This is a genomic window from Psychrobacter muriicola 2pS, assembly GCF_904846535.1.
GTDB lineage: Bacteria > Pseudomonadota > Gammaproteobacteria > Pseudomonadales > Moraxellaceae > Psychrobacter > Psychrobacter aquimaris.
Genome location: NZ_CAJHBC010000004.1, coordinates 192,203 through 217,239, shown reverse-complemented (window position 1 = coordinate 217,239; position 25,037 = coordinate 192,203). Strand labels below are relative to the sequence as shown.

19 protein-coding genes are annotated in these 25,037 nt (G+C 42.5%); 7 read left to right on the top strand and 12 right to left on the bottom strand.

Translation table 11 applies throughout. From position 1 onward, the window contains the following. Nucleotides 1–55: 55 nt before the first annotated feature. On the bottom strand, nucleotides 56–985 hold the full coding sequence (locus tag JMX93_RS07820; protein WP_499204387.1) for a DUF808 domain-containing protein: 930 nt from the start codon (nucleotides 983–985) through the stop codon (nucleotides 56–58). 400 nt (nucleotides 986–1,385) lie between these two features. Between JMX93_RS07820 and JMX93_RS07815 the strand changes: the two genes are divergently transcribed. The 5 genes from JMX93_RS07815 to JMX93_RS07795 all read left to right on the top strand — a co-directional run bounded on the left by JMX93_RS07815 (nucleotide 1,386) and on the right by JMX93_RS07795 (nucleotide 7,315). After that, complete coding sequence (locus tag JMX93_RS07815; protein ID WP_499204386.1) at nucleotides 1,386–2,240, top strand: DsbC family protein; 855 nt, start codon at nucleotides 1,386–1,388, stop codon at nucleotides 2,238–2,240. Between the two features lie 269 nt (nucleotides 2,241–2,509). After that, a complete protein-coding gene (locus tag JMX93_RS07810; RefSeq protein ID WP_198332560.1) occupies nucleotides 2,510–3,868 on the top strand; it encodes a homoserine dehydrogenase in 1,359 nt (452 codons plus the stop codon). Between the two features lie 96 nt (nucleotides 3,869–3,964). Further along, complete coding sequence (locus JMX93_RS07805; RefSeq protein WP_499204385.1) at nucleotides 3,965–5,146, top strand: thiolase family protein; 1,182 nt, start codon at nucleotides 3,965–3,967, stop codon at nucleotides 5,144–5,146. A 424-nt stretch (nucleotides 5,147–5,570) separates the two neighbouring features. After that, on the top strand, nucleotides 5,571–6,419 hold the full coding sequence (locus JMX93_RS07800) for a DUF2382 domain-containing protein (protein ID WP_443214890.1): 849 nt from the start codon (nucleotides 5,571–5,573) through the stop codon (nucleotides 6,417–6,419). Between the two features lie 251 nt (nucleotides 6,420–6,670). Continuing rightward, on the top strand, nucleotides 6,671–7,315 hold the full coding sequence (locus JMX93_RS07795) for a YsnF/AvaK domain-containing protein (protein WP_499204384.1): 645 nt from the start codon (nucleotides 6,671–6,673) through the stop codon (nucleotides 7,313–7,315). 72 nt (nucleotides 7,316–7,387) lie between these two features. On the opposite strand, the gene JMX93_RS07790 is transcribed toward JMX93_RS07795, so the two are convergent. Together JMX93_RS07790 and secA are read right to left on the bottom strand one after the other, a co-directional pair. Next, a complete protein-coding gene (locus JMX93_RS07790; protein WP_193011269.1) occupies nucleotides 7,388–7,921 on the bottom strand; it encodes a hypothetical protein in 534 nt (177 codons plus the stop codon). Nucleotides 7,922–8,155: 234 nt separating this feature from the next. Continuing rightward, nucleotides 8,156–10,921: a preprotein translocase subunit SecA gene (gene secA / locus JMX93_RS07785; protein WP_499204383.1), complete on the bottom strand. Its 2,766-nt coding sequence runs from the start codon at nucleotides 10,919–10,921 to the stop codon at nucleotides 8,156–8,158. A gap of 507 nt (nucleotides 10,922–11,428) precedes the next feature. On the opposite strand from secA, the gene mutS reads away from it, so the two are divergent. Continuing rightward, a complete protein-coding gene (gene mutS, locus JMX93_RS07780) occupies nucleotides 11,429–14,578 on the top strand; it encodes a DNA mismatch repair protein MutS (RefSeq protein ID WP_499204382.1) in 3,150 nt (1,049 codons plus the stop codon). Nucleotides 14,579–14,784: 206 nt separating this feature from the next. Continuing rightward, the gene (fdxA, locus tag JMX93_RS07775; RefSeq protein ID WP_011279554.1) at nucleotides 14,785–15,108 is read left to right on the top strand and encodes a ferredoxin FdxA; all 324 of its coding nucleotides are present in this window, start codon (nucleotides 14,785–14,787) and stop codon (nucleotides 15,106–15,108) included. A 104-nt stretch (nucleotides 15,109–15,212) separates the two neighbouring features. Here fdxA and JMX93_RS07770 read toward each other — a convergent pair whose 3' ends face one another. The 9 genes from JMX93_RS07770 to JMX93_RS07730 form a co-directional block, all read right to left on the bottom strand. Further along, the gene (locus JMX93_RS07770) at nucleotides 15,213–15,731 is read right to left on the bottom strand and encodes a pilin (RefSeq protein WP_499204381.1); all 519 of its coding nucleotides are present in this window, start codon (nucleotides 15,729–15,731) and stop codon (nucleotides 15,213–15,215) included. A gap of 166 nt (nucleotides 15,732–15,897) precedes the next feature. After that, nucleotides 15,898–16,359, bottom strand: a complete 462-nt coding sequence (locus JMX93_RS07765; protein ID WP_499204380.1) for a pilin — start codon at nucleotides 16,357–16,359, stop codon at nucleotides 15,898–15,900. A gap of 319 nt (nucleotides 16,360–16,678) precedes the next feature. Next, nucleotides 16,679–17,134 (bottom strand): type IV pilin protein, encoded by a 456-nt coding sequence (locus tag JMX93_RS07760; RefSeq protein ID WP_499204379.1) that lies wholly within the window; start codon nucleotides 17,132–17,134, stop codon nucleotides 16,679–16,681. Next, nucleotides 17,134–17,715 (bottom strand): type IV pilin protein, encoded by a 582-nt coding sequence (locus JMX93_RS07755; RefSeq protein ID WP_499204378.1) that lies wholly within the window; start codon nucleotides 17,713–17,715, stop codon nucleotides 17,134–17,136. The genes JMX93_RS07760 and JMX93_RS07755 overlap by 1 nt, the downstream gene beginning before the upstream one ends. 107 nt (nucleotides 17,716–17,822) lie before the next feature. Further along, a complete protein-coding gene (locus JMX93_RS07750) occupies nucleotides 17,823–21,776 on the bottom strand; it encodes a pilus assembly protein (protein ID WP_499204377.1) in 3,954 nt (1,317 codons plus the stop codon). Between the two features lie 109 nt (nucleotides 21,777–21,885). Then, nucleotides 21,886–22,716, bottom strand: coding sequence for a PilX N-terminal domain-containing pilus assembly protein (locus tag JMX93_RS07745; protein ID WP_499204376.1), 831 nt, complete (start codon nucleotides 22,714–22,716; stop codon nucleotides 21,886–21,888). A 28-nt stretch (nucleotides 22,717–22,744) separates the two neighbouring features. Next, complete coding sequence (locus tag JMX93_RS07740) at nucleotides 22,745–23,686, bottom strand: PilW family protein (RefSeq protein ID WP_443214899.1); 942 nt, start codon at nucleotides 23,684–23,686, stop codon at nucleotides 22,745–22,747. Next, nucleotides 23,686–24,381 carry a type IV pilus modification protein PilV gene (pilV, locus tag JMX93_RS07735; protein ID WP_443214900.1) on the bottom strand — a complete coding sequence of 232 codons (696 nt, stop codon included), beginning with the start codon at nucleotides 24,379–24,381 and terminating at the stop codon, nucleotides 23,686–23,688. Before pilV ends, JMX93_RS07740 begins: the two co-directional genes overlap by 1 nt. After that, complete coding sequence (locus JMX93_RS07730; RefSeq protein ID WP_499204375.1) at nucleotides 24,375–24,860, bottom strand: GspH/FimT family pseudopilin; 486 nt, start codon at nucleotides 24,858–24,860, stop codon at nucleotides 24,375–24,377. The genes pilV and JMX93_RS07730 overlap by 7 nt, the downstream gene beginning before the upstream one ends. Nucleotides 24,861–25,037: the final 177 nt, after the last annotated feature.

Genomic DNA, 25,037 nt, shown 5'->3' with positions numbered 1-25,037 from the left:
CTTTTTTATAAAATAAAATCACAAGCAATATAAAGCTCAAGCGTATTTAATTGGCTTAGTGGGCAGATGACGCTTTGTCGTCCTTTCCACTAATTTTTCCAATAACTGTAAAGATAGCAACGACCGCAGCACCAATGATAAAGCCAATGATGCCATTTAATATGGTCGTCGTTAAGCTTTCAAAAATACCCGTTAAATCAGCGATATCCTCCACTCCATGATGTAAGAAGCCAATACCGTGTACTAAGATACCACCCCCTACTAAAAACATCGCCAAGGTGCCAGCGATAGATAAAAACTTCATGAGTTTGGGTGCAGCCGCAAACATCAGCTTGCCTAATTTTTGCTTGAACGCCCCTTCTTGTTCCATTAAATGCAGACCTGCATCGTCTATCTTCACGATACCAGCAACCAAGCCATAAATACCAATAGTAATACCGATGGCTAAAATAGAAAGCACCAAGCTTCGTTCTAATAAAGTAGCACTTGCCGTTGATCCCAAGGCAATCACGATAATCTCAGCTGACAGAATAAAATCTGTACGCACTGCACCTTTAATTTTTTCTTTTTCAAAAGCGACCAAATCTATAGTCTCATCAGCATTGGCTTGCCGACGTGCATTTTGCTCCTCATCGTGTGGCAAAGCATGTGGCCAAAATCGATGAATGACTTTCTCAGCGCCCTCATAAACCAAAAACAAACCGCCACACATTAATAAAAAAGTGACCAGTGGGGGATAAACGGAACTAATCAAGAGTGCCGCTGGTACTAGTATAAGTTTATTAACAAATGAGCCTTTGGCGACTGCCCAAACTACTGGCAGCTCACGATTGGCTTTAACACCTGTGACCTGCTCTGCGTTGAGCGCCAAATCATCGCCCAATACGCCTGCGGTTTTTTTGGCAGCGACTTTGGTCATGACGGAAACATCATCCAATATCACACTGATATCATCAAGTAGGGTTAATAAACTGGCACCTGCCATGTGTGCTCCTTAGCAAAATTTGTTGAAATAAAGGATTAAAAAAATAATTGATATCAATAACTTTATATGAATTTTTATAAAAATCATGTTATTAGCGGTAGCCTACAAGGACGAGCATCGATATTAAATAGTACAAATGTATCTTGTTTTTTGAATTAATGCTTATTCCTACTGCTATTATTACCACCTTATCTCGCTATATAGCCTCTGGCTGTTATTTACCATAAATATGTTAATATAGGCGACATTATCACCTCCCTTTTATAATTGTAAATTGTAAAAAGTCCTTCAATTTTAACCCTTTAAGACAGTATTGATACGTATTACTTTATCTAGAAATTCAGTATCATTTTTCTTAAAACGACTTCATGATTAGGCACGATGCCTACAGGACACCCATATGTCACTCCCAATTGCAAAAAACACCTTTGCCCCTAACCGCTTTTCTCGAAATAATTTATCTCGTTTTATGATGAGTGCACTGCTTGTTGTGATTGCTGCTGGCTGCTCAAACAATGCAGCCGATGCGACCAGTAACACCAGTATCGTCAATAGTAGCGATGCGAAAACCAGTACAAGTAAAGCATCTGCTGAGAGCGACGCTGCTGTGGTAAAGGCGTTACAGGCGAATTTAAATACGTCAGGCATTGAAGAAAATATCATTTCAGCCGTACCAACAGATATGGATGGTATTTATTGGGTCACGGCGGAAGGGCTGCCTTCTTTCTTCACCGATAAGTCTGGCAAACACATTATCCAAGGTCAGATTATTGCTGTTGGCGAGGCTGCGCCCGTTGATATCAGTGCGGCCTTAGTTGCTAGTACCGCACAAGAAGCACTAAAAGCCGTCGATAAAAAAGACATGGTTATTTATCCAGCAATAGGTGAAACGAAGTCAGTGGTCTATGCCTTTACCGATGCAGACTGTGGCTATTGTCGTAAATTGCATGAAGAGATGGGTGATATCAATGCACGTGGTATCGAAGTACGTTATTTGGCATGGCCGCGCAGTCAGGAATCGGTACCAAAAATGGAAGCCATTTGGTGTAGTGAAGATCGCAAGGCGGCAATGGATCAAGGAAAAATGGGAGCTAATGTACAAGCCCCTAGCTGTGCCAACCCGGTACAAGAACACATGGCATTGGGTGCAAAACTTGGTGTGCGTGGTACTCCCGCTATCTTTACTGAAGCAGGACAGCAAGTAGGTGGCTATCTACCTGCGGCGCAGTTGGCTCAAGCCGTCGGCGCTAGCTAGAGTTCATTATATGTTTTGAGCGTTTGTGATATCTATGACGATGGCGACATTGTGTAGACGTCACAACTGCTTGTCGGTATGATACGATAAAGCGCTATGAAAAATCAGCAGCATACTTTTTATTTGAGTATTTTTTATTCAACTATAATGAGCAATCGATAAAGCTGCGACTGTCAAAATGCATGCAAATACTACAGCTAGTATCACATGCGCATTTGACGCTGTGACAGCGTTATCATTGTCATTATATTTAACCTCTTGAGGATACTGTGAGTAATTCCATCAAACTAGCGATACTTGGTCTGGGCACCGTCGGAACGGGCGTGATCAATCTAATCAATGACAACTTAAATGAGCTAAAACGCCGTAGCGGACGCGACATTATCATTACCGAAGTTGGTACGCGCCGTCATCGTGATGATATTGATCCCAATATTATGCAAAACAGTGACTTGATGGCAACTGCTGCAAGCGACGATGTCGATATCGTGATCGAGGTGATTGGCGGTACTACGTTAGCAAAAGATGTCATCATGCACGCCATCAAAAATGGTAAGCATGTGGTGACTGCAAACAAGGCGCTATTGGCTGAACACGGCAATGAGATTTTTGCGTTCGCTGAAGAGAATAATGTCCATGTTGCTTATGAAGCAGCAGTCGCAGGCGGTATCCCCATCATTAAGGTAATGCGCGAAGCACTCGCTGCCAATAAAATTGATTGGCTGGCTGGCATCATCAACGGTACTGGCAACTTTATCATGACTGAAATGCGTGATAAAGGTCGCCCGTTTGCCGACGTGCTCAGTGAAGCACAGGAATTGGGTTATGCAGAAGCAGACCCAACTTTTGATGTCGAAGGTATTGATGCGGCTCATAAACTGGCACTACTCGCCTCTATCGCCTTTGGTATTCCGCTGCAATTTGACAAGGTCTACTGTGAAGGCATCACTGGTATCACCTTGCAAGACGTCAACTATGCTGAAGAGCTTGGCTACCGCATCAAGCATTTGGGCTTTGCCGTACGCCGTGATGGTCAAGGCAATGATGAGGCTTCTGGTATCGAACTACGCGTGCACCCAACGCTAATTCCGCAGGATGCGTTACTGGCCAACGTCAATGGTGTGAAAAATGCGGTGTTGGTCAATTCTCATCCACTTGGACAGACATTATATTGCGGCGATGGCGCTGGGGCTGGGGCAACCGCTTCTGCGGTAATGGCCGATGTGATGGACTTAGTTCGTGTTCTAGGTAGCAAAGACAGTAACGATGAAAGCAACAGTAATCAAAACAACCATGGCCACCATGTACCGCATTTAGCATTTATCCCTGAGCAGCTATCAGACACGCCCATATTGCGCGCTGAGCAGATGATTACGGGTTATTATTTGCGCGTACACGCTTATGACAGCCCTGGTGTGTTGGCAGATATTACTCGTATCCTAAGCGATGCTGGTATCAATATCGACGCGATTTTACAAAAACCTGCGCACAAAGTTGGTCAAGTTCCCGTCATTATCTTGACACTGCCCGTGGTCGAAAGTCAGATGAATCTAGCCATCGAAAAAATTGAAAAATTAAATACCATTACTGATAAAGTAGTACGCATTCGCTTAGATGAGCTAGCATAAAGCACGCAGTTATTGAGTCTGATAGATGCTATTTAGTCGGCGTTTGGTTTTAATTCAAACAAACTCATTTAAAATACGTAAAAAGGAATAATAACGATGTCAAATGATGCAATTGTAATTTTAAACGGCGCACGTACCCCAATGGGCGGCTTCCAAGGCGCACTAAAAGATATGAGCGCAACTGAACTTGGCGGTGCTGCTATTAAAGCCGCTGTCGAACGCTCAGGTGTGGCAGTCGATAGTATTGACGAAGTCATTATGGGCTGTATCTTGACCGCAGGCTTAGGTCAAGGCCCTGCACGTCAAGCGATGCGTAATGCGGGTTTATCTGATGCGACTGGCGCTGTCACTATTAACAAGCTTTGTGGTTCAGGGCTAAAAGCAGTCATGCAAGCACATGACGGCATCAAGGCTGGTAGTTTCAATGTGGCAGTCGCTGGTGGCATGGAATCGATGACCAATGCGCCATACATCATGCCAGGGTCACGTAGCGGCTATCGTATGGGACATAAAGAAGTCAAAGATCACATGTTCTTAGACGGTTTAGAAGATGCTGAAACTGGCAAACTGATGGGTATGTTTGCTCAAGAAATGGCCGATGAAAAAGGTTATACCCGTGAGCAAATGGATGAGTTTGCTATCGAATCACTAAATCGTGCGCTCACTGCTATCAAAGACGATCACTTTAAAGACGAAATCGCACCAGTGACTTTTAAAACCCGTAAAGGTAAGCAAACCGTCGATACCGATGAGCAACCAGCGCTTGCCAATGCTGAGCGTATCCCTACTCTACGCCCAGCCTTTGCCAAAGATGGCACTATCACAGCAGCAAACGCCAGCTCAATCTCCGACGGCGCGGCGGCGGTTGTGGTCATGAAAGAATCACAAGCAAAAGCTGAAGGTCTTGATTATCAAGCGCGTATCATTGCGACCGCATCAAACTCTCGTCATCCAAGCGAATTTACCATTGCTCCGATTGGCGCGATTGAAAAAGTATTGACCAGTGCTGGCTGGTCAGTCGCTGATGTTGACCTGTGGGAAATTAACGAAGCGTTTGCGATGGTGACCATGGCGGCGATGGACGAGCTAAAAATCGACCATGCTAAAGTAAACGTCGAAGGCGGCGCTTGTGCACTCGGTCATCCAGTAGGCTGTTCAGGTGCTCGTATCTTGATCACGCTTATCAACTCTCTCAAGCGTACTGGCGGCAAAAAAGGCGTTGCGACACTTTGTATTGGAGGCGGTGAAGCCGTTGCTGTGGCTATTGAACTTGCTTAATAATTGATTATTTTAAGTATTTAGCAAGCTCAAAATGAATATATAATTTTATTTATTATTAACTTTCTTAATATCAAAAAACCGCATTGCTTATTGCTATGCGGTTTTTTTGTGTTTATTACCTCTTAAAGCACATCAAATATTGCTCTCTGTAAAAACGCGTTCATTTATACCCCAGCTATGTTATGCCACTTACAGCCTATTACACGCAATTACTTCAAGCGCACACTTTGCTACCTTGTTCATATATCTCATAGAAAATCATGATGTTAGGATTACTAACAAGTCGATGTAGAGGCTACTCACATGGCTCGCTACACATTTTATTATAAGAATACTTTTAGTAAAAAATTTAATATCTTCAAAATAAATACTGTTTTTAAAATAACTAATAATGACTAACTCATAAAAAAGGAAGACAACAATGAGCCAACTAATTCGTTTAAAAGATATCCAAGCCACCCATAAAGATTTAATCGGTGATGACTATTATGACCCAACAGGCAAAACTGCTTATGGCGTCAATGAAGAAAAAATCGGCAAAATTGAGGGCGCTTTAGTAGAAGATACTACTGGTCGTATTCGTTATTTAATTGTTGATGTTGGTGGCTGGTTCAGCTCAAAGGAAGTATTGGTACCCGCCGGTTTGGCACGTATCGTTGGTGATGATGTATTCTTTGATAGCTTGACCAAGGCGCAAGTTGATGCCATGGAAGTATATGACCACGATTATCAATATAGCTATAAAGACCAATATCAAAAAGATCGTCAAGCCTTTGTCGCTGATAGCGTTCCAGTTGCAGAGCGTATGGAGATTGCAGACCATGACTATAACGCGCCAAATACCCTAGAGTTGCTAGAAGAACGTCTGACTGTCAATAAAGATCGCATCGTGGCAGGTTTGGTTAAGGTCGGCAAACATGTAGTGACCGAAGAACGCAATGTCGATGTTGAACTAGAAGAAGAACATGCTAATATCCAGCGCTCCCATGTAGATCGTCCGACAGACCGTCATATCGGTGATATTGATGGTAATCAAACCATTGAGGTTGAACTAGAAGCGGAACGTGCACGTGTTGGTAAAGAAACCTACGTAGCTGAAGAAGTAAACGTCGGTAAAACTACTGAACGTCATACCGAGACTATCGTTGAGACCATCCAGCGTGAAGAATTAGATATTGATGGCGATGGTAACGTAGTAGACCGCGAAGGCAACATCGTTGACCGTGATGGTATTACTGCTGAAGACGTACGCCGTGCTCGTGGTATGTAATACGCTAAACCGTCATCCTGTTTGGCTGTTATTTAAAAGAAGTTAAATAGAATAATACCAAGCAACACATGACAGTAATAAGCAGCTAGGTATTTTTACTTAGTGAACTAAGACCAGAGCATGTCTCTGGTCTTTTTTTACTTATGAGAATTAAAAATACTTAGTGATAGATGATAAAGCTAACGTGGCAAAATATGCAAAAATGACTTTTAAATATTTTATAACCATTATTTTATAACTATAAGGATATTATGATGACTACCAATCACGACGACAGCATCCAGAAAGACAGCTTTCTACAAGAGAGCATACATGACAAGAAAATAGCATCAAATAACCAGAATCCTTCAATAAACCAAGTGGATGATATAGGAAGTAACAGTTTAAAAAGTAATGATATAGACAGTATCAATCACAATGTTGGACACTTGGAGTTATTAGAAGAGCGTCCTGTCGTCAATAAAGAGCGTTTAGATGTTGGTAAAGTAACGGTGACCAAGCACGCTCGTACTAAAACCATTGATGTGCCCATTGAGTTGGTAGAAGAATATATTACTATTCGCACTGAATACCACGATGCGAAAAGTCAGGACTTATTATCAGGTAATTATGACGAACAAGATATCTTGCGTCATGTTGAGCCATCGTTAGATAGCAAGGCGGTCGTTACCGTAAATGGTAAACAGATCGAAATTGGTGATGAACCTATTGAAATTGTCTTATCACGTCAAGTGGCTACCATTACTAAAGACACTTATGCTATCCAAGAAATCGATATCAATAAGACTACTCATACCCATACAGATAGTATCCAAGTAGAGCTTAAGCATGAAGAATTAGATGTGAAGGAAGAGGGATTTTTAGCACATGAGTCTAGCACCACTCCTGATAAATAATTTTGCTGACTCTTCAAAACTAGGCATAAAAAAAGCAACGATGACGTTGCTTTTTTCGTGATTGCTTACTTGTTACGAGGTTTTCTTACATTCGTAAGTGCTGACATTCGCGGCATCTGCACCTGCTGTACGCATCACACCAGTCTCACGCGCTTCATGTGCTACACGCCACTGGGTAAAACCCTCACTGCCATCAAGAGCTGTTGCTACTTCAAACACTTCTGGATTACTGGCTTCATTGGTTTTACTTAATGTCACAGTACCCGTATCTGTCGCGATGACCACTTGCTTGGCATCTTCTTTATAAGTTGCGTTAACTTTTAGCTCAGGTGAGCACAGATAAGCTATTTGATTGACGCCACTATTGACGGAAGCTACGGTATCATCCTGTACTTCACTAAGCGATGCATCCGCTGTATCGACAACCACCTCATTGGGCTCAGCAGGTTCAGCTGACATTGGAACCGTTTCTTCGGTATGGGCACCATCATCTATACCCGCCTCTGTCTCAGACTGTTGCTGACAAGCACTAATCGTCAGGACGCCAGCAAGTAGGCCAGTCAGCGCCACAGAGGTACGCAACTGTTTTAATAATTCTATAGTCATAACACTCTCCCAAATAAATATGTTAAACACTATAGCGTGTCCATAAATTCACGCCTATGTTGAATTTGTAAGCAATCAATACAAAATATAGCCAATGCATTTGTGAAAAGTTAACTTCACTATCTAAACATAATATAGTCGGTTCAAAATAAATGAGAGAAAAAGAAAGCGAGCAAATACAGAAAAGCCCTTATCTAAAGTAGATAAGGGCTTTTCTGTATTCGCTTATGGCTGCTATATTTTACCATGACATTGCTTGTACTTAAGGCCTGAACCACAAGGGCATGGGGCGTTACGACTGATATTCATACCAGCGTATGGGTCTGCCTCATTGGCATTACTGCCACTACCTACCATAGCACTACCAGCAAGGTTGCGATTTTGCGCGGCGGCTTTGTCAGCACCACTATCCATATTATCAATATCATTATGCTCGAACTGCATTTGCATATGAGCAGCATTCTCACGCTGCTGTATTTCTAGCGCTTCTAGCTCTTCTTTGGTCGGAATATGCACACGTGATAAATCTTGAACTGTCTCAGATTTAATTGCGCCAAGCATCATTTGGAACAGCTCAAATGATTCACGCTTATACTCTTGCTCAGGGTTTTTCTGTGCATAACCGCGCAGATGAATCCCTTTACGTAGCTGATCCATTTGGGTCAAATGCTCTTTCCAATGCTTGTCTAAACTTTGCAGCATAAAGTGACGCTCAAGCTGAGCAGCATCTTTTTCACCCATCTGCTCACGGCGACTGTGATAGCGATCGATAGCTGTTTGGATAATTTTGGCACGTAAGCCTTCTTCATCTAAGCGGCGATCTTCATCAAGCCAATCATTGATAGGCATGGTAATCTTAAATTCATTTTCAAGCTCGTCTTCTAAGCCATCAATATTCCATTGGTCATCGATAGAACCTGGCGGAATAAACTGGTTAATCATGGCGTTATAGACTTCGTTATGCATCACTTCGATGGCTGCTAATAAGTCCATATCATCGAGCAAATCATCGCGCTGACCATAGATCACTTTACGCTGCTCATTGGCGACGTCATCATATTTCAACAGATTTTTACGCGCATCAAAATCGCGGCTTTCTACTTTACCTTGGGCATTTTCAATCGATTTTGAGACCATTTTATGCTCAATGGCTTCATCTTCTTTAAGACCCATGGCACGCATCATATTGACAACGCGGTCACCGGCAAAGATACGCATCAAGTCATCTTCAAGCGATAAAAAGAAACGCGACATCCCAGGGTCACCCTGACGGCCAGCACGACCACGCAACTGGTTATCAATACGGCGCGATTCATGACGCTCTGAGCCAACAATGTGTAGACCGCCAGCCGCTACCACTTGGTCATGCTTAACCTGCCACTGCGCTTTTAGGCGCTGCATTTCTTCAGGACTGACGGATTCTGGATCTTCAATAAACGATTGCCAGTTACCACCAAGGATAATATCAGTACCACGGCCTGCCATGTTAGTGGCGATAGTGACTGATTTTGGGCTACCTGCCTGTGCGATAATCTCAGCTTCACGCTCATGCTGCTTGGCATTTAGCACATTATGCTTCACGCCTTCTTGATCCAGCAAATAAGACAACTCTTCACTGGCTTCAATGGTCGCTGTACCCACCAATACTGGCGCGCCTTTGGCTTGAATCTCTTTGATTTCGCGGATGATGCCTTTGTATTTGCCAAGCTTGGTTAAGAAAATCTGGTCATCCATATCGATACGCGCAATCGGCTCATGCGTTGGAATGACGATGACGTCTAAGTCATACGTTGATTTAAATTCTGCCGCTTCAGTATCAGCCGTACCCGTCATTCCTGATAGCTTTTCATAGAGCCTGAAATAGTTCTGGAAGGTCGTCGTTGCCAGCGTTTGGTTCTCGGCTTGAATCTCGACGTTTTCCTTGGCTTCTACCGCTTGATGTAACCCTTCTGACCAGCGGCGGCCGGGCATGGTACGACCCGTATTTTCATCAACGATGACCACTTCGCTATCATCGACGATGTAATGGACGTTTTTGACAAACACATGATGGGCACGAATGGCCGCTTGCACGTGTGCGAGCAGTGGCAAACGGCTTGGACTGTATAAACTTTCATTTTCGCCAAGCTCACCAACTTCGATTAAGAAGCGCTCAATTTTCTCATAGCCTTTTTCACTAATCTCAATCTGGCGATTCTTTTCATCAATCCAGAAGTCTTCTTCTTCGTTATTCTTATTGGCTTCTTCATCTTTTGAGCGAATCAGCACAGGGATAATGGTATTAATCAGCGCGTACATACGTGAAGAATCTTCGGCTTGACCTGAAATAATCAGCGGCGTACGAGCCTCGTCGATTAAAATAGAGTCAATTTCATCGATAATACAGAAGTTTAGTGGGCGCTGCTTTTTCTCTTTTAAACTAAAAACCATATTATCGCGCAGATAATCAAAGCCGTATTCGTTATTGGTACCGTAAGTGATATCCGCTTGATAAGCGTCGATTTTTTCTTGTGGCGGCTGCTGTGAATAAATAACACCAACGGTCATGCCCAAAAAGCCAAATAATGGACGGTTCAATTCAGCATCACGCGCTGCCAAATAATCGTTAACTGTAACCAGATGGACGCCTTTGCCACTGATGGCATTGAGGTACATGGCCAAAGTACCCATTAGGGTTTTACCTTCACCCGTTTTCATCTCAGCGATTTTGCCTTCGTGCAAGGTGATACCACCGATCAGCTGCACATCATAATGACGCATACCATTGACGCGTAATGACGCTTCACGGCAGACTGCAAACGCTTCTGGTAGTAATGCATCTAAGCTTTCACCATTTTGGTGGCGTGCTTTAAACTCTTCAGTTTTTTGTTGTAATTGCTCATCAGATAGGGCCTGTACCGCAGCCTCTTGTGCGTTGATTTTGCTGACCACTTTGCGCATACGTTTTAATTCGCGCTCGTTTTTAGTGCCAACCACACTGCCTATAATCTTTGATAACATAATTTTTTGACCTATGGAAATATTCGATAATTAGTGCGCATTAGCCAAGGCTTAGCCCGCTGCCGCCTTGTCATTACAGTCATCATCTGACTCAGTACCTTTTGTTAACAAAGCACCTCTTAACAAAACACTGATTAATAAGGTACTGCCTAATGAAGTGTCGCCTAATGAAGTATCGCCCAATTAAGTGTGACGTCATTATATATGGTTATGACGCCGATGGATACAAGGGCAGCGAGTAGATATTTACCGACGTAAAAGCACAGCAGGACGTGCTAAAATGACACTGACACTTTCACACTTCTTAGTTTTTTGACTGCTAAATTTGCGCGCTATGATGACCCTTTAATAAAGCTATTTTGGTAAAAATCAACCAGAATTCCATAAATCACCCACTCATAAGCGAGTGTTTTTCTCATCTATTTTTTTGCGCTGATATGTATATACCGTTGTTCATTTAACGCCAGCTTACTAAAAAACTCATTTAAGCATTATAAGAGACTCTGCATGACCGCTAAACCATCCGCTCAAAACCTTAACGCCGCAAAACCTACTCCGTCAAAGTACGCAATATCAAAACAACAGACCGCTGCACCTTTGACCTCCGATCAGTTGATGGTAGGCGATGTCGTTTATCACTTGGCAGACCATACGCCAATGATGGTGCAATATCTAACCATGAAAGCCAACTATCCACAAGCGCTACTGCTGTACCGCATGGGTGATTTTTATGAGTTATTTTTTGATGATGCCAAGCGCGCGGCACAAATATTAGACATCACCTTGACTCGCCGTGGTACGGATAAAGCAGGCAACACCATTGCCATGGCAGGTGTTCCTTTTCATGCGGCCGATAGCTACATGGCAAGGTTGATAGCTGCTGGGCAAACTGTCGTTGTGTGTGAGCAAATCGACGAATCAGCCACTAGCAATACAAGTAATCTGTCCAATGCTCCGACGATGGGCGATAAGCAGAAAAAAGATAAAAGCAAATCTTCTGCTGGCAGTATTATGCGCCGTGAAGTGGTTAAAACCCTGACCGCAGGGACGATTACTGATGATGCTTTAATTGCGCCAAATCATACACCAACTGTGGTCGCCATTGATATCGCGATACCTAAATCGAACAGCAAACAACCTGTACAAGCTGCCATTAGCCAAATGGATTTAGCTGCTGGAACACTAACGACGCAAACACTAAGTGTCAGCTATAATAACAGCCATGATGATATTGAAAGTTTGCAAGCCCAAATGCTCACGGTACTGGCACGCTTTGCGCCCAGCGAATGTATTATTAGCGAAGCACTTAACGACCGTAGTATCGGCGAAGATTGGACGCTGTGGCTACGTCAAAATCTCGACTGTCCTATTATCGAAGTGGCGGCCAATGACTTTCACCGTGAGCATGCTAGCGCAACCCTTTGCCAGCAGTTTGACGTGCAACGCCTTGATGGACTAGGAATCAATGACGCACTTCTTGCCCAATCTAGCTGTGCGGCGCTAATACACTATGCGCGGCAAACTCAGCAGCGGCACGTGCCACAGCTTAATCAGCTTATTGTTGAGTACAGTGACGATTATTTAATTATTGATGCCAATAGTCAGCAAAATCTTGAGCTATTTAGTCCAGTCAGTAGTAGCGGTACTTCCTTAATATCCGTACTTAACCATTGTCAAACGCCAATGGGCAAGCGACTACTCGTGCAGCAAATGAAACGCCCACTGCGTCAGCATTCGCGCATTAATTTACGCCTAAATGCGATAACCAGTTTGTTAAATACTGATAAACAGTCTGAGCAAAGCTCGGGAAATATCTCATTAGTTACCAGCTTGCGCGAAACCTTAAACGCCATCGGGGATATGGAACGTATTAGTAGCCGTATTGGACTAATGAGTGCTAAACCTCGTGACCTGCGTAAACTTGCTGATGGTATTGCTAGTAGCGCCCAGCTTACGACTCTACTGACGAATGCAGGTATTAGCCATGAGCAGGCAGGACTGTTACCGATGTTGATGCAGCAATTGCCTGCACAGTTACCTGCCGTACAGACAGTGGCTGAGCTGATTGAACGAGCCATTATCGCAGAACCGCCCGCGCATATTCGTGATGGTGGCATGCTAGCCGCAGATTTTGATGCTGAGTTTGATCGCCTGACTCATCTACATGACAATATCCAAGTGACATTGGATGAGATGGTAGAACGCGCGCGTCAAGAGAGCCAATTACCCAGTCTAAAAGTGGGATTTAATAAGGTTAGCGGCTTTTATTTTGAACTGCCTAAGATGCAGGCAAAGAATGCACCGGCACATTTTATCCGTCGGCAAACGCTGAAAAGCAGTGAGCGATTTATCACTGACGAGCTAAAAACAGTCGAAACTGAATATCTAAGCGCGCAAAGCTTAGCATTGACTCGTGAAAAACAACTGTATCACGAACTCTTAACTGAACTTAGTAGCCATTTAGCGGAGTTACAACAACTAAGCGCTGCTATCGCCCAAATAGATGTGCTCAGTAATTGGGCGAAGCTTGCGACTACTTATAACTGGCAGCGCCCAGTCATGAGTAATGACTCAAAAGATAATAGTGACTTAGATAGGGGCTTAGAAAACAGTCACTCAAAAAATGGCTTGAATAATAACAGTCAAACCAGTATCGATATCAAAGCAGGTCGCCATGTCGTTGTCGAAGCCGCACTACACCCTGTTCATGCTAACAGCAATACTCCTGCCAAGCATAGCAGCCATTTTGTCGCTAATGATTGTGCACTAGGCAGTGATGAACACTTTGAAAGACTGCTGATGATTACCGGCCCTAATATGGGTGGTAAATCAACCTATATGCGTCAAACCGCGCTGATTGTTCTACTCGCCCATTGCGGTAGCTTTGTGCCAGCAGCGCGTGCGCATATTGGTGATATCGACCGTATCTTTACCCGTATTGGCTCGGCTGATGATTTGGCGGGCGGCAAATCGACCTTTATGGTGGAAATGATTGAAACTGCCAATATTCTCAATCAAGCAACCAATAAATCGTTGGTACTGATGGATGAAGTCGGACGCGGCACAGCGACCACTGATGGTTTGGCCATTGCTCATGCTTGCGTCAATCGGCTGCTAGAGATTGGCTGCCTGACATTATTTGCCACTCACTACTTTGAGCTGACAGAATTAGCGGAAAGCTATAAAGAAAGTAGTGGAAGCAATGACAAACTCATCCGCAACGTCCATGTCGCCGCTAGTGAAATCGATGGTCAACTGCTACTACTGCATCAAATCAAAGACGGTGCCGCAAGCTCTAGTTTTGGTCTGCATGTGGCAAAAATGGCAGGGATTCCTACCCAAGTACTTGATGATGCCAAGCGTTACTTAGCCGATAACTTAAAATTAGACCCTATTAAAATAGAAAACGTGAGAACTCTTGATGACAAAAATGAATTAACTAAGTCAGTAAATGATAAATGCGATCCTATTAATGGTCCTGAAACAGAGAAAGCTCATATAAGCCGTACCAATCAATCTCAAATAATGACTGATATTCCACAGCAAAATCAGCTGTTTAGCTTACAGGATGAGCTAAACGCAATAAACCCTGACAACCTAACGCCAAAACAAGCGCATGATTTACTCTATCATTTGAAGAAAATCATTAGTCACTAAAGGGAATTGTCAATTAGCCATAAAGGCGTTAAAATATGCCTTATTTTCCAACTATTCTATGTAGCCCTTATAGTTGATTCAATTTAAAAGAAGATCAAGGCAACCAAGTGCAGATGTATCAATAATACGTCAAGCACGGTGAGCACAGTAACTCTTTTAAAAGGGATCGACTATATCAGCCAATCCAATAACAGGTAGACCTCACTATGACCTTTGTCGTTACAGATAACTGCATTCTTTGCAAATACACCGACTGTGTGGAAGTCTGTCCTGTGGACTGCTTTTATGAAGGCCCGAACTTCCTCGTCATCGATCCTGACGAGTGCATCGACTGCGCGCTATGCGAGCCTGAATGCCCTGCCAATGCGATCTTCTCAGAAGATGAAGTGCCAAAAGGGCAAGAGATGTTTACTCAGCTAAACGAAGAGCTGGCACAAAAATGGCCAAACATCACCGAAATGAAAGAGCAAATGCCAGAAGCGGCTAAGTGGGATGGAGTGGAAGGTAAGATTCAGTATTTAGAGAAGTAGCTAAGACTTAACAACCACTCAAGGTATTGAGATAATAAAAAACCACCTAATAGCCATTAATTAAAAAGGGCTGCTAGGTGGTTTTTTATTGAACAGAAACAGTTCTATAAGCTCGCATCATAATTACATGAGTTAGGCAAATAAAGAACCTCTATATTACTACTACAGCTCCACGAGCCTGCACTGGTACGTAGCCATTTTATTTTTTTACCTGCCAGTCTGGGGTTCACTTGTGTCGATACCGTGGCAATTATACTAGAAGTCGGTGTCAGCGGATTACTCAGCTGTGCTACACCCATATTATTGGGTAATACCACACCCACTTGTGAGCTGCCTATGATCAGGTTCGAGCCTGACGCGCGTGGATCACAATCGTCCGTACCTAAGCCAATTACTGTTCTACCTGTCTGTACACATTCTTCTACCGTCAGACGCAATTGTCCTAGCTCATTGACCAGTCTAGTCGCTTGAGTCTTACCAATATAAATCTGATACTGCGGGATGGCAATCGCTGCTAATATACCTATGATAGCGACAACGATCATTAGCTCAATCAAAGTAAAACCTGTTTGGGTCAGGGAGTGACGATTTTGAGTCTTTTTTAGGCATTTATCGGTAGTCATGGCGTTGATATCACAGTGAATAAGGATACTCTCTATGGTGCACAGCGTATGCCATTAATGACATCTATATAATAATAAATAGCAGACACAAAAAAGCCAAGCAATATGCTTGGCTTTTTTATAACTGTCTAAACTATACAAGCTTCAAACAACAAGTAACTAAATATTATGGGCAACCTGCTGCTGCATATTTATCATCACCATCGAATGCACAAGTCCAAGTACCCAAATCACTACGTGACCAAACAACTGTAGTCGGTGTATCTGTTAATGCTGCAGATGCTGAACCAGCAAACGTACCTTCAATCGTACCTGTGGACGAAAGTATAGTAGCGTTGGTTACTGCATCTGTAACCGGTGTATCTGCAGCTGTAACCGCAGGTTCAGATAGATCAAAAAGATTTGAACCAGTGAAGCCAAGGTCACAAGCGCCAGCCGCCACTTTGCCATCATTCAAGCAAGTTTCATAAGCAGTTTTAAGTGCGCCAGTTTCAGCAACCACACGTGATACTTGTGACTTAGCGATATAGTTCTGATACTGAGGAATTGCGATCGCAGCCAAGATACCGATAATAGCAACAACGATCATTAGTTCGATTAAGGTAAAACCTTTTTGAGCAGTGTTCATATGAACTCCTTTAGGGTATATAAAGATAAGTGGCTGTTGTTGATACAGGCGCATTTTATCTTTAGTAATATAATATGTTTGTTTCTCTTATAATAGATGTTGCATATAACGTGCCAAAACTAATGGCTATAATGTACATGCGTGCTAAGTACTCGATTATTATTACTATTTTTGCATAACAAATGATGACTCTAATAGTAACTGACAGTTAATGTTACGCTTAAGCTACTGAAAATTGTCAGTTTACCTATTATAGGTAGTGAAAGGTAAGTCTTATTGACAATTTTTGTCAGCTTTATTTAGATATAGAGATATTTTTCTAGTCATTCCAATCATCTCCAGTCCCACAGACGCTGCCTCGACACTTATTATTTTGATAATTGAGACTGAGCGTTCCATCATTAGACATTTGACTGCCCGATTTTGGCGTGGCAATGATGCGCCACTCGGAAGTGAGCGGATTGGGGGTAAAGCTGATGGTATAGAGCGCATTGCCTTGCTTGGGATAATCACCACCCAGTCCCGTCACTAAAGCATTGCTGTAGCTACCTTGTACTAATTTACGACTTTGAATCTGTGATGCAATATTGTGCATTTCACTCATCATGTCAGTACGTTTAGTTTTGATAACGTATTGCTGATATCTAGGATAGGCAATTGCCGCCAATACACCGATGATAGCAACCACAATCATGACTTCTACCAACGTAAAGCCACGCTGATGCATTAGTTTACTTTTCCATAATGGATGACATTTATTAAAATTTGCTAGCATTACCACGTCTCCTGTCCAGCACCACAGTCAGTCGCTGCAATATCAATACTACTGATATTTTGACAATGCAGACCTGTACTGGTCAATACGATATAATTGGCGCCTTTTGTAACGCCCGAACTATTCGGTGTGGCTAACATTTTCCATCGGCGACCAGTAATGCTATCCACACTACCAGCTGAGCTAGTTGTCACAAGAGATTTACTCGTGTCACCACCGTCAACCAGCGAAATTTTATAGCGATAATTGCTTGCATCACTACCGTCTGGTACATAGATAGTCTTATTATCATTTTCATCATAGCGATAAGCCGCTGTATTATTACTAATGACTTGTGGTCTAAAACCTTGGTAGCTCAACGCTCTCGAACGCCAGCGCTCAAGCTCTATCTGTGTCTGCAACATTTTTGCTTGCACATCACGCTCAGCATTCAAGATGGCATATTGACGATAGCTTGGAACAGCGATGGCAGCCAGTATACTGATAATAAAAATGACAATCATCAGCTCTATAAGCGTAAAGCCTCGCACACCGCCATGCGCTGCCGTACTTACTGTCTTATTGATGGGCGACTTGGTCATACGCGGTGTCCTGTTATGAGTGCGAGTAGAGTCATTTACTTTTAATGACTCTAAGGGTATTACTTGGCAAGCTTATGTATACATTTATCGCTACACTACTAACGCTGTTACTTTCTTTCATACCAGGCTCGCGGTTGTAGAGTATAGCGCTCATTGAATAAAAACTCAGCAGCCGTGCCATCACCTGTTGCCTGTGTAGGACGACTCGTCTCTCCTGGATACAGATCTTTGATATTGCTATCGTTTTTTATACCATCCAAACCGTATCCTGCACGATTAGCTGCTTCTATACGATCAGTAATGGTCGTTGTACCTATCAATATTTTGACGTCTGTATTGTCCTTGTCGTATGCGCCAAGGGTCAATTCCTGAATACCCTGACCAGCAGGTATATAGCCACCCGTTCCTGATACTGAAGTGCTATCCATACAAACACCATAAGGTAGGCAGTATAACTGACGCTCTGAGCCACCCGATATCTTAGCTGCACAACTAGCCACTGTACCGTATTGCTTATCTGGATTATAAACCGTGGTATATAGCAAGTTGTTAATGACTGCACTATCACCAACGCCTTTATTATGCCTAACGTTGTTGTATCCATCGAATCTCGTCAACGGATAATACCAACCCTGTTTACTTCCTTTGATCATATTTACCTTGGCAGCATTTTTCTGTGCTTCAGAAGGAGAAGCGCCAAGGGTAGTCGCTAAGTTAACCAGTTCACCTTCTGTTAGATTTTGCGTCACAGGCGTAAATCCACTTTTGTATAAATCAGCGTTGGTAATATCAGTGTCAATGATGCCGTAGACACGATTGGCGTAGTCATTATTGTTACGCAAAGTAGATAAAGGTGCACTACGATTACCTGAGATAACGTTGACTAACGCAAAGAGCTTGCCGTTATTAGCAATGGTTTGCCCACTAATGCCTTCATTACGATAAAAACTAACGATGGGGCGATCATAGAAACGATACGCATATTTTTTAAATGCTTCAGTGCTAGGCGCGGCATTAAGCACTCGTGTAATGCGCTTATTTGAGAAACTAGCCACTTCAGTAAAACCATATTTTTCAGGACGGGCATTCTCAAAATCAGCACGGAATACTTGTCCGCCTAAGTCGGCTGCATATAAATGATCCATAAGACCATCATTGTCTCTATCAAGCACGGTGATACCACCGACCATACTATTGATCATCTTATCTGTTTTGATATTCTTTGTACCGCCTGACTCACCACTGGTCGACCATATCAGCTCACCTGTTTGGGCGTTAATCATATAGATAGCATTACCTTTCGCAGGCGCACTAGCTGTTGGTACATAGCTATCGTCTTCGTATTTCATATCATAACCACCACCAAACACTAATACATTGATAGGGTCAGCATCCTTACTCATACGAATTTTGGCTGATGTTGGTTTGTTCCAAATTTGACCTAAACGCTCAAAACCGACAGTGTTAGATTTAGCAGCCGTGGTTGAACTCAGTCCTGCTTTAGTAATAGTAAACAGCATTTCTGGTTCAGATTTTTTACTAATATTCATCCCGTAAAAAGCCTCACCGCCCATTCTGAGACCGCCATAGGCAAACATACCTTTCTCACCTGCTACCTCTTCTACTCTTACCTGCTTTCCAGGCAAATCAAAGTTGTAATCCGTTGTCACCAACCACGGTGCATCAACGCCAAAGTAAGGTTCGCCCACTCGATCTCTAATCGAACCATCTACTAACGCTTCTGGTTGTGCAATCAACATAGACCTCGGGATGATAGCCACTTCTTCTTTGCCATCATCAGCATCCACCAAATGCAAGGCACCATCCATAGAACCAAATAAAACATAGTCATCACGGGTATCAGTGATACGCCCATTATCATCTAAAGTAGCGCTATAAGAGATCGCTTCAGGCTTAGAATGTACCACACCGCCCAAAATTTTGGTTTCATTCGTTGGACGAGTCAGTACTAATTTTTTTACCTCTGTTTGGGAAGTGGGCTGTCCATCGTTGGTCAATACACTGGTAAAACCTAAAAAGCTCAGTAAGCGACGTTGATTCAGCTGACTGTACGCTACTGTATCTATTAGCTTGTCAAACCCTTGTGGCTTACCGCTACTATCCACACTCAATTTACGTAAAATCGGTGTGGTATTACCGCTCGAAGTATAGTCCTCAACATAAAGGCTACGAACACTACCAAGGCTTGAGCTTGGTGTACGCAATTGCGCATAAACACCACCAGCGGTAATATTATTGTTGGCTATACTGCCTTCTACTTTGAAATCAGCAGTTTGCCATAGATCTTGAGTTTTTTCATCGAGGTTACCTGCGACATCTTTGTACAGCAGTTTGCTGCTATTACCGAATAGCGTGCCTTTATTTAGCTCATACTTCTTGAGGTTGCCTCTCCAAATACTGGCTGCTGAAGCAATACTAGGATCGAGCATCGGTAGATAGGCATAGGGTAGCTGGTTTGCAGCGCGATAAGGATCCTCTGGAATAGTAATAGTACCTGAAGGTGCCGTATTAATTATCTGTACCAAGCCTGAGGCAAAATCAACAATACTGGCAGCAATATCTGCTGACTCTTCGGTATAATAAAAACCGCCATCACCAAAGGTTTTGACTTCATTGTCACCTTTACGCTCACCAAGCTTACATAAATTCTTGGTATTTGCGTTTACATTTTTACCACTATCACAGTCTGTCACTTCTTTCGTTTTTCCATCGATAACGATAGAGCGTTTGCCGGTCAGTCCATCAAAGGCTTTACCAAAACCGACAGTGGCCGTTTTTATCGGCAACCCAAGAGGGTTATTGGCTGGGTTACGTAATATTTCTGCATAATCAGCCATACATCCCCAAGCACCGTCGCTGCTGCCACCAGATAGACCGTTGCAACTACTAACTGACAATGGTGATGTAGCACCTAATAATGAGGTATTCATTAATGTTTTCGACCTACTGTTACTACTACCATTCGGCTCACCATCTGTTAATAGATAGATACCATTTCCACTACATTCTTTTGGATTTAAAGGGGATATATAACTATTCTCATCTTGTTTTTTGGCTGTCTCTACTGAATTAACAAAGCCACTATCTGGACTACCTCCTGAATAGTAAATATTATTACGGAGCGTATCATAGCTTGGAATGACTGAGCTTGAATTAAACCAACCGCTCCAATTTGCGCAAGCATACACACTACTACCTATGTTACTGTCAAAGGAAAAAGACGTACGGTTTGAAATACATTGGCGATAATCATAACTAAACCAACCACTAGACCTTCTTTCTCCAACTACTTTTATGGCAGGTGCTGTCACTGTACCCATCATATAAGCACCAGATTCTGCTAGAGCGTGCGAGGTTGGTGTGCCACCAGTTGCCTGTAAATCTTTCGTAGCTTCAATTAATTTGGCACGTTGTTCAGCTGTCAGTGCTTTAGTTGGTACAACAACCACGCCTGAGCGTCCATCCCCTTTATAACTATAGTTACCTAAGCCTATTTCATAGTCGTCTGCTAATGAACCAGTGTCTTTTAAGCTATTATCTGATTTATAAACATCATCTGCTAACAATTCAATAAGGGCTATTTGTAGACGCACCAATCTAGAATACCTTGTCGGATTACGAGAAGGAGTACAGCCACTAGGCGTGAAACTGATAGTCGCGTATTTATTTTGGAAGTCTTTGACCGTATTACCATCTACATCTCGAAGTAATCCGTCTTCAGCAGATGGATCAAGCTTACGCTTATAGATAACCGCATTGATTTTTTCTGAACTCACGGAACTGGTACGACAATTTCGATACGAGCTTCCATAATCGTCTTCTATGAAACTATCACCCATACTACCTGAGGTATCCAACATCATAAAAATGGTCGCGGTACCTGGTTTGGCTGGTGCATAAATCTCCAAGTCACCTATCGGCTTTCTATTGACAGTAGCGGCTTGGGTCATCGTACCAGTCAGTCCTATGACTACTGCTACCGCTAGAGCTTTGATAGGCCATGACTGTCGGTTAGACCTTTTGCTATATACATGTTGCATGACCTATTCCTTATATGTGTCAATTCAATTTGCTAACCCCATGTCAATCATATCTCGATGGTCAGCTGCACAGATTTTTTGTCTATAAAATGGTTGTTAGTTACGAGTATTAGGTAGAAGGAAGCGTACAACGTAAACCACTGCCTTTACCAAAGTCAACACACTGTGTACGCTCTGATTTATTCTCTACATTAGCCTTTTCATACAAGACTTTACTGGGAACACCAGCTTTTATCATGCAACCACCAATAGTGTTGTCTTTATTGCTAACGCTATCGACTTTACTGGTCTGCTCAAAACAATCTTTACCATCTACCTTTGGATCAGCATAAGCAGGTAGTACAGAAGTGCTGTTAATATCAAACATAAACGCTTGACTAGAAATGGTGCCACTGTCTTGACCAATCGTATAACTACCAAATGCTTCATTACTAGCACTTGGTGGTGTCAGTGATATATTTACTTGGGTCATGCTCGCATTACGCTCGCTAACATAATCGGCAGATTTAGCAGGGTTACAATAGCCTTTGCCAGCGCCTAGTATATTACCCCCACCAGGTACGGTAATGGTTGTCTTATTAATATCAAAAAACCGACTGCGAGGACGGAAACAAAAAATATATTCGTGGTTGGTGCTACTGGTATCTAAGATGAAATGCCCAAACGGGCCACTACGCGACAGCATATCGTCATAAATACTGGCACTACTACTGCCATTGATACTTTGTTCAATATTCTGATTGGCGTTATCTGCTGACTGTAATAGCAAGGTATTGATTTGATCACTGGTAGCTAGCCGCAGGTCAGTCGTACTTTGCTTAACAGCGATAACGCCCGCTAATATGATCAATACTAAAAACAGTAATACCACGATCAATACTGCGCCTTGTTGACTGGACAAAGACACTTTTGGATAATAAGACTGCTGAGTATTTGACATATTATTCTCTTCTTATGATGATGCACAACTATTTACTAGCAGAGACGCCCGTCAAAGCCATGACACGAGCATTACGTAACAAAACGGTTGACTCATAACTACGGCGATAGTATTTCTTACGTGTACTGTCAGCCTTCAATGTTTGCTCTTTACCAAGAAGGGTAAATGTTTCTTTATCAGCATCTGCGATTAAAGGCGTGTCACTGCGGACAATAACACCTATCTTAACAGTGGTAATCGACGGTTTATCTGTCAACTCTAAGTATGTCTTAGCTGGCAGGTAAGTTAATTCATCGACACCTGTCTGAGTACCTAGTAGCACCTTAAATTGTTCGATCGTGGGTACGACAATCTCACCATCGCCAGTGAAAGCAGAAGTAACAATACCAGTATCATCAACGCGTCCGGCATCACAAGCTAGAGCGAGCTCCCCTGTTATATTGCCAGATGAACGTATGAAATAACGTTCAACAACCCAATCGTTGCTGTTGGCTGCCACTTCAGTTCCTTCACAATCGTATAATAAATTTGGAGTGATATTTTTATATTGGATGGTCAGTTGATCACTGCCAACGCTGTCTATATTAGATAACCCTGTCCAATTTGTACTGCCAGTGCTAGCCGTAAAATATTTAACCTCAGTAGTATTAGCACTGCCTAAATTACTTTTCGTTAAAACCACACCACCGTGATTGGTTTTATCATTAATACTAGTAATAGGATTACCTAAGTTAGTAATTCGAATATGATCTTCCAATGCTTGCATGGCAAAAATAGTGCTATCTTGCACTTCTGATGCACTCTGCTGCACTGTGATGGTACGGGTATTGATTAAATACACTTGCATGACTGCAGCGGAGATGAGTAGGCCCAGTACTAAAGAAATCATAAGCTCAATAAGCGTGAAGCCTGATATAGCTGCTGAATAACGGTTAAGCTGATGATGACTTGTTTGGTTTTTCTCAATCATTAGTAAGCCTCCGATATCAAACAGTGACTGCCAGTTTTATATACCCCATTATTTGTCGCGCAAGCCTTTGTATCGCTATCACTCATAATAGCCTTTGTATCGTTCCATGCAGTAACGATACACATCTGCTGTTGAATAGCTGCTGCTGATGTACCTGGGCATGTCGTAATCGCAAGCTTAATCTCTTCGTCAGCCGCTATTTTTTTGACCATCAATGCATCTCGAGCAGCAAGCTGATCTATACTACAGGGCTGTTTTGGTATCTTTTTGCCACTGACTGTTTCAACTTCTGTGGAAAGACAGTTGGCACCCGAAGCTAAAATCGAAATCGTTTTGGTATCCGTAACAATCGTCCCATCCGCTTTGGTTTTTTTGCTAGAGACAGTGACCGTATTGGTGGCTGGGCTACTCATGACAGCTTGTATAGTTGGTATTGCACCCGAAACGTCTGAAGCAGAACTAGTGAAAGTTGTACCGCTACCAGTAACATAGGCCTCAGGATAAGCACGCATCACTTCAGCCAAGTTACGAACCACAGTTAAAGACTTCGTTCGTACAAGACTTTCATCTGTTGCACTGATGGCTCGTACTTGTAGTGCACTGAAGCCTAATACTGCAACAGATAGCAATAATACGGCGACTAACACCTCTATCAAACCAACACCACGCTGATGAGTTATTTTATTTGTTAGCATGACACTCCCGTCTTAATATCGATATTAGCAAGTTTACTGACATTAACCTTTTTGGGTATAGTCGATGTATTTGCATCACATATAGTGTAGGTAACTGCCGCATCAACACGCTTACTAGGTTCAAAATCAATACTAGTTTTAGAAGATTTAATAATGCTCTTACTATCGTAACGGTAGCTTGCTATTATCACCGAATCTGCATCAGTAATATTTATCACTTTGGGATTACTACTATCGTTATAGCTTAAAGTAATAGGTTGACGACGAAGCAAACTTTCGTTTTTTGCTTCTTTCAACGCATTAGCAAGCGTAGCTGTTGTCGATTTGACTCGCTGATTGGCAAGCTGGCTCGTAATACTAGGCGCTGCAATACCGACAATAATGGCAAGCACAGCAATCGTTACCATCAATTCAATCAGGGTAAATCCTGAGCTGGTTGCTCGTAGCTTACGTGGTAGATTATTTGTAGATGCGTTCACATCAAATCCCTATTTATAACGGCAATTTTATAATAACTATTTTTGTCTAATACCAATACTGAACCAAAAATATCAACAATGAATTCATATTTTCATATCATTTTTGCCAGTCTTTTTTATAGTTATTCAATCAAAATCTTGCAATTTTTGTTCCATAATATTTAACAAAAGTTTTGC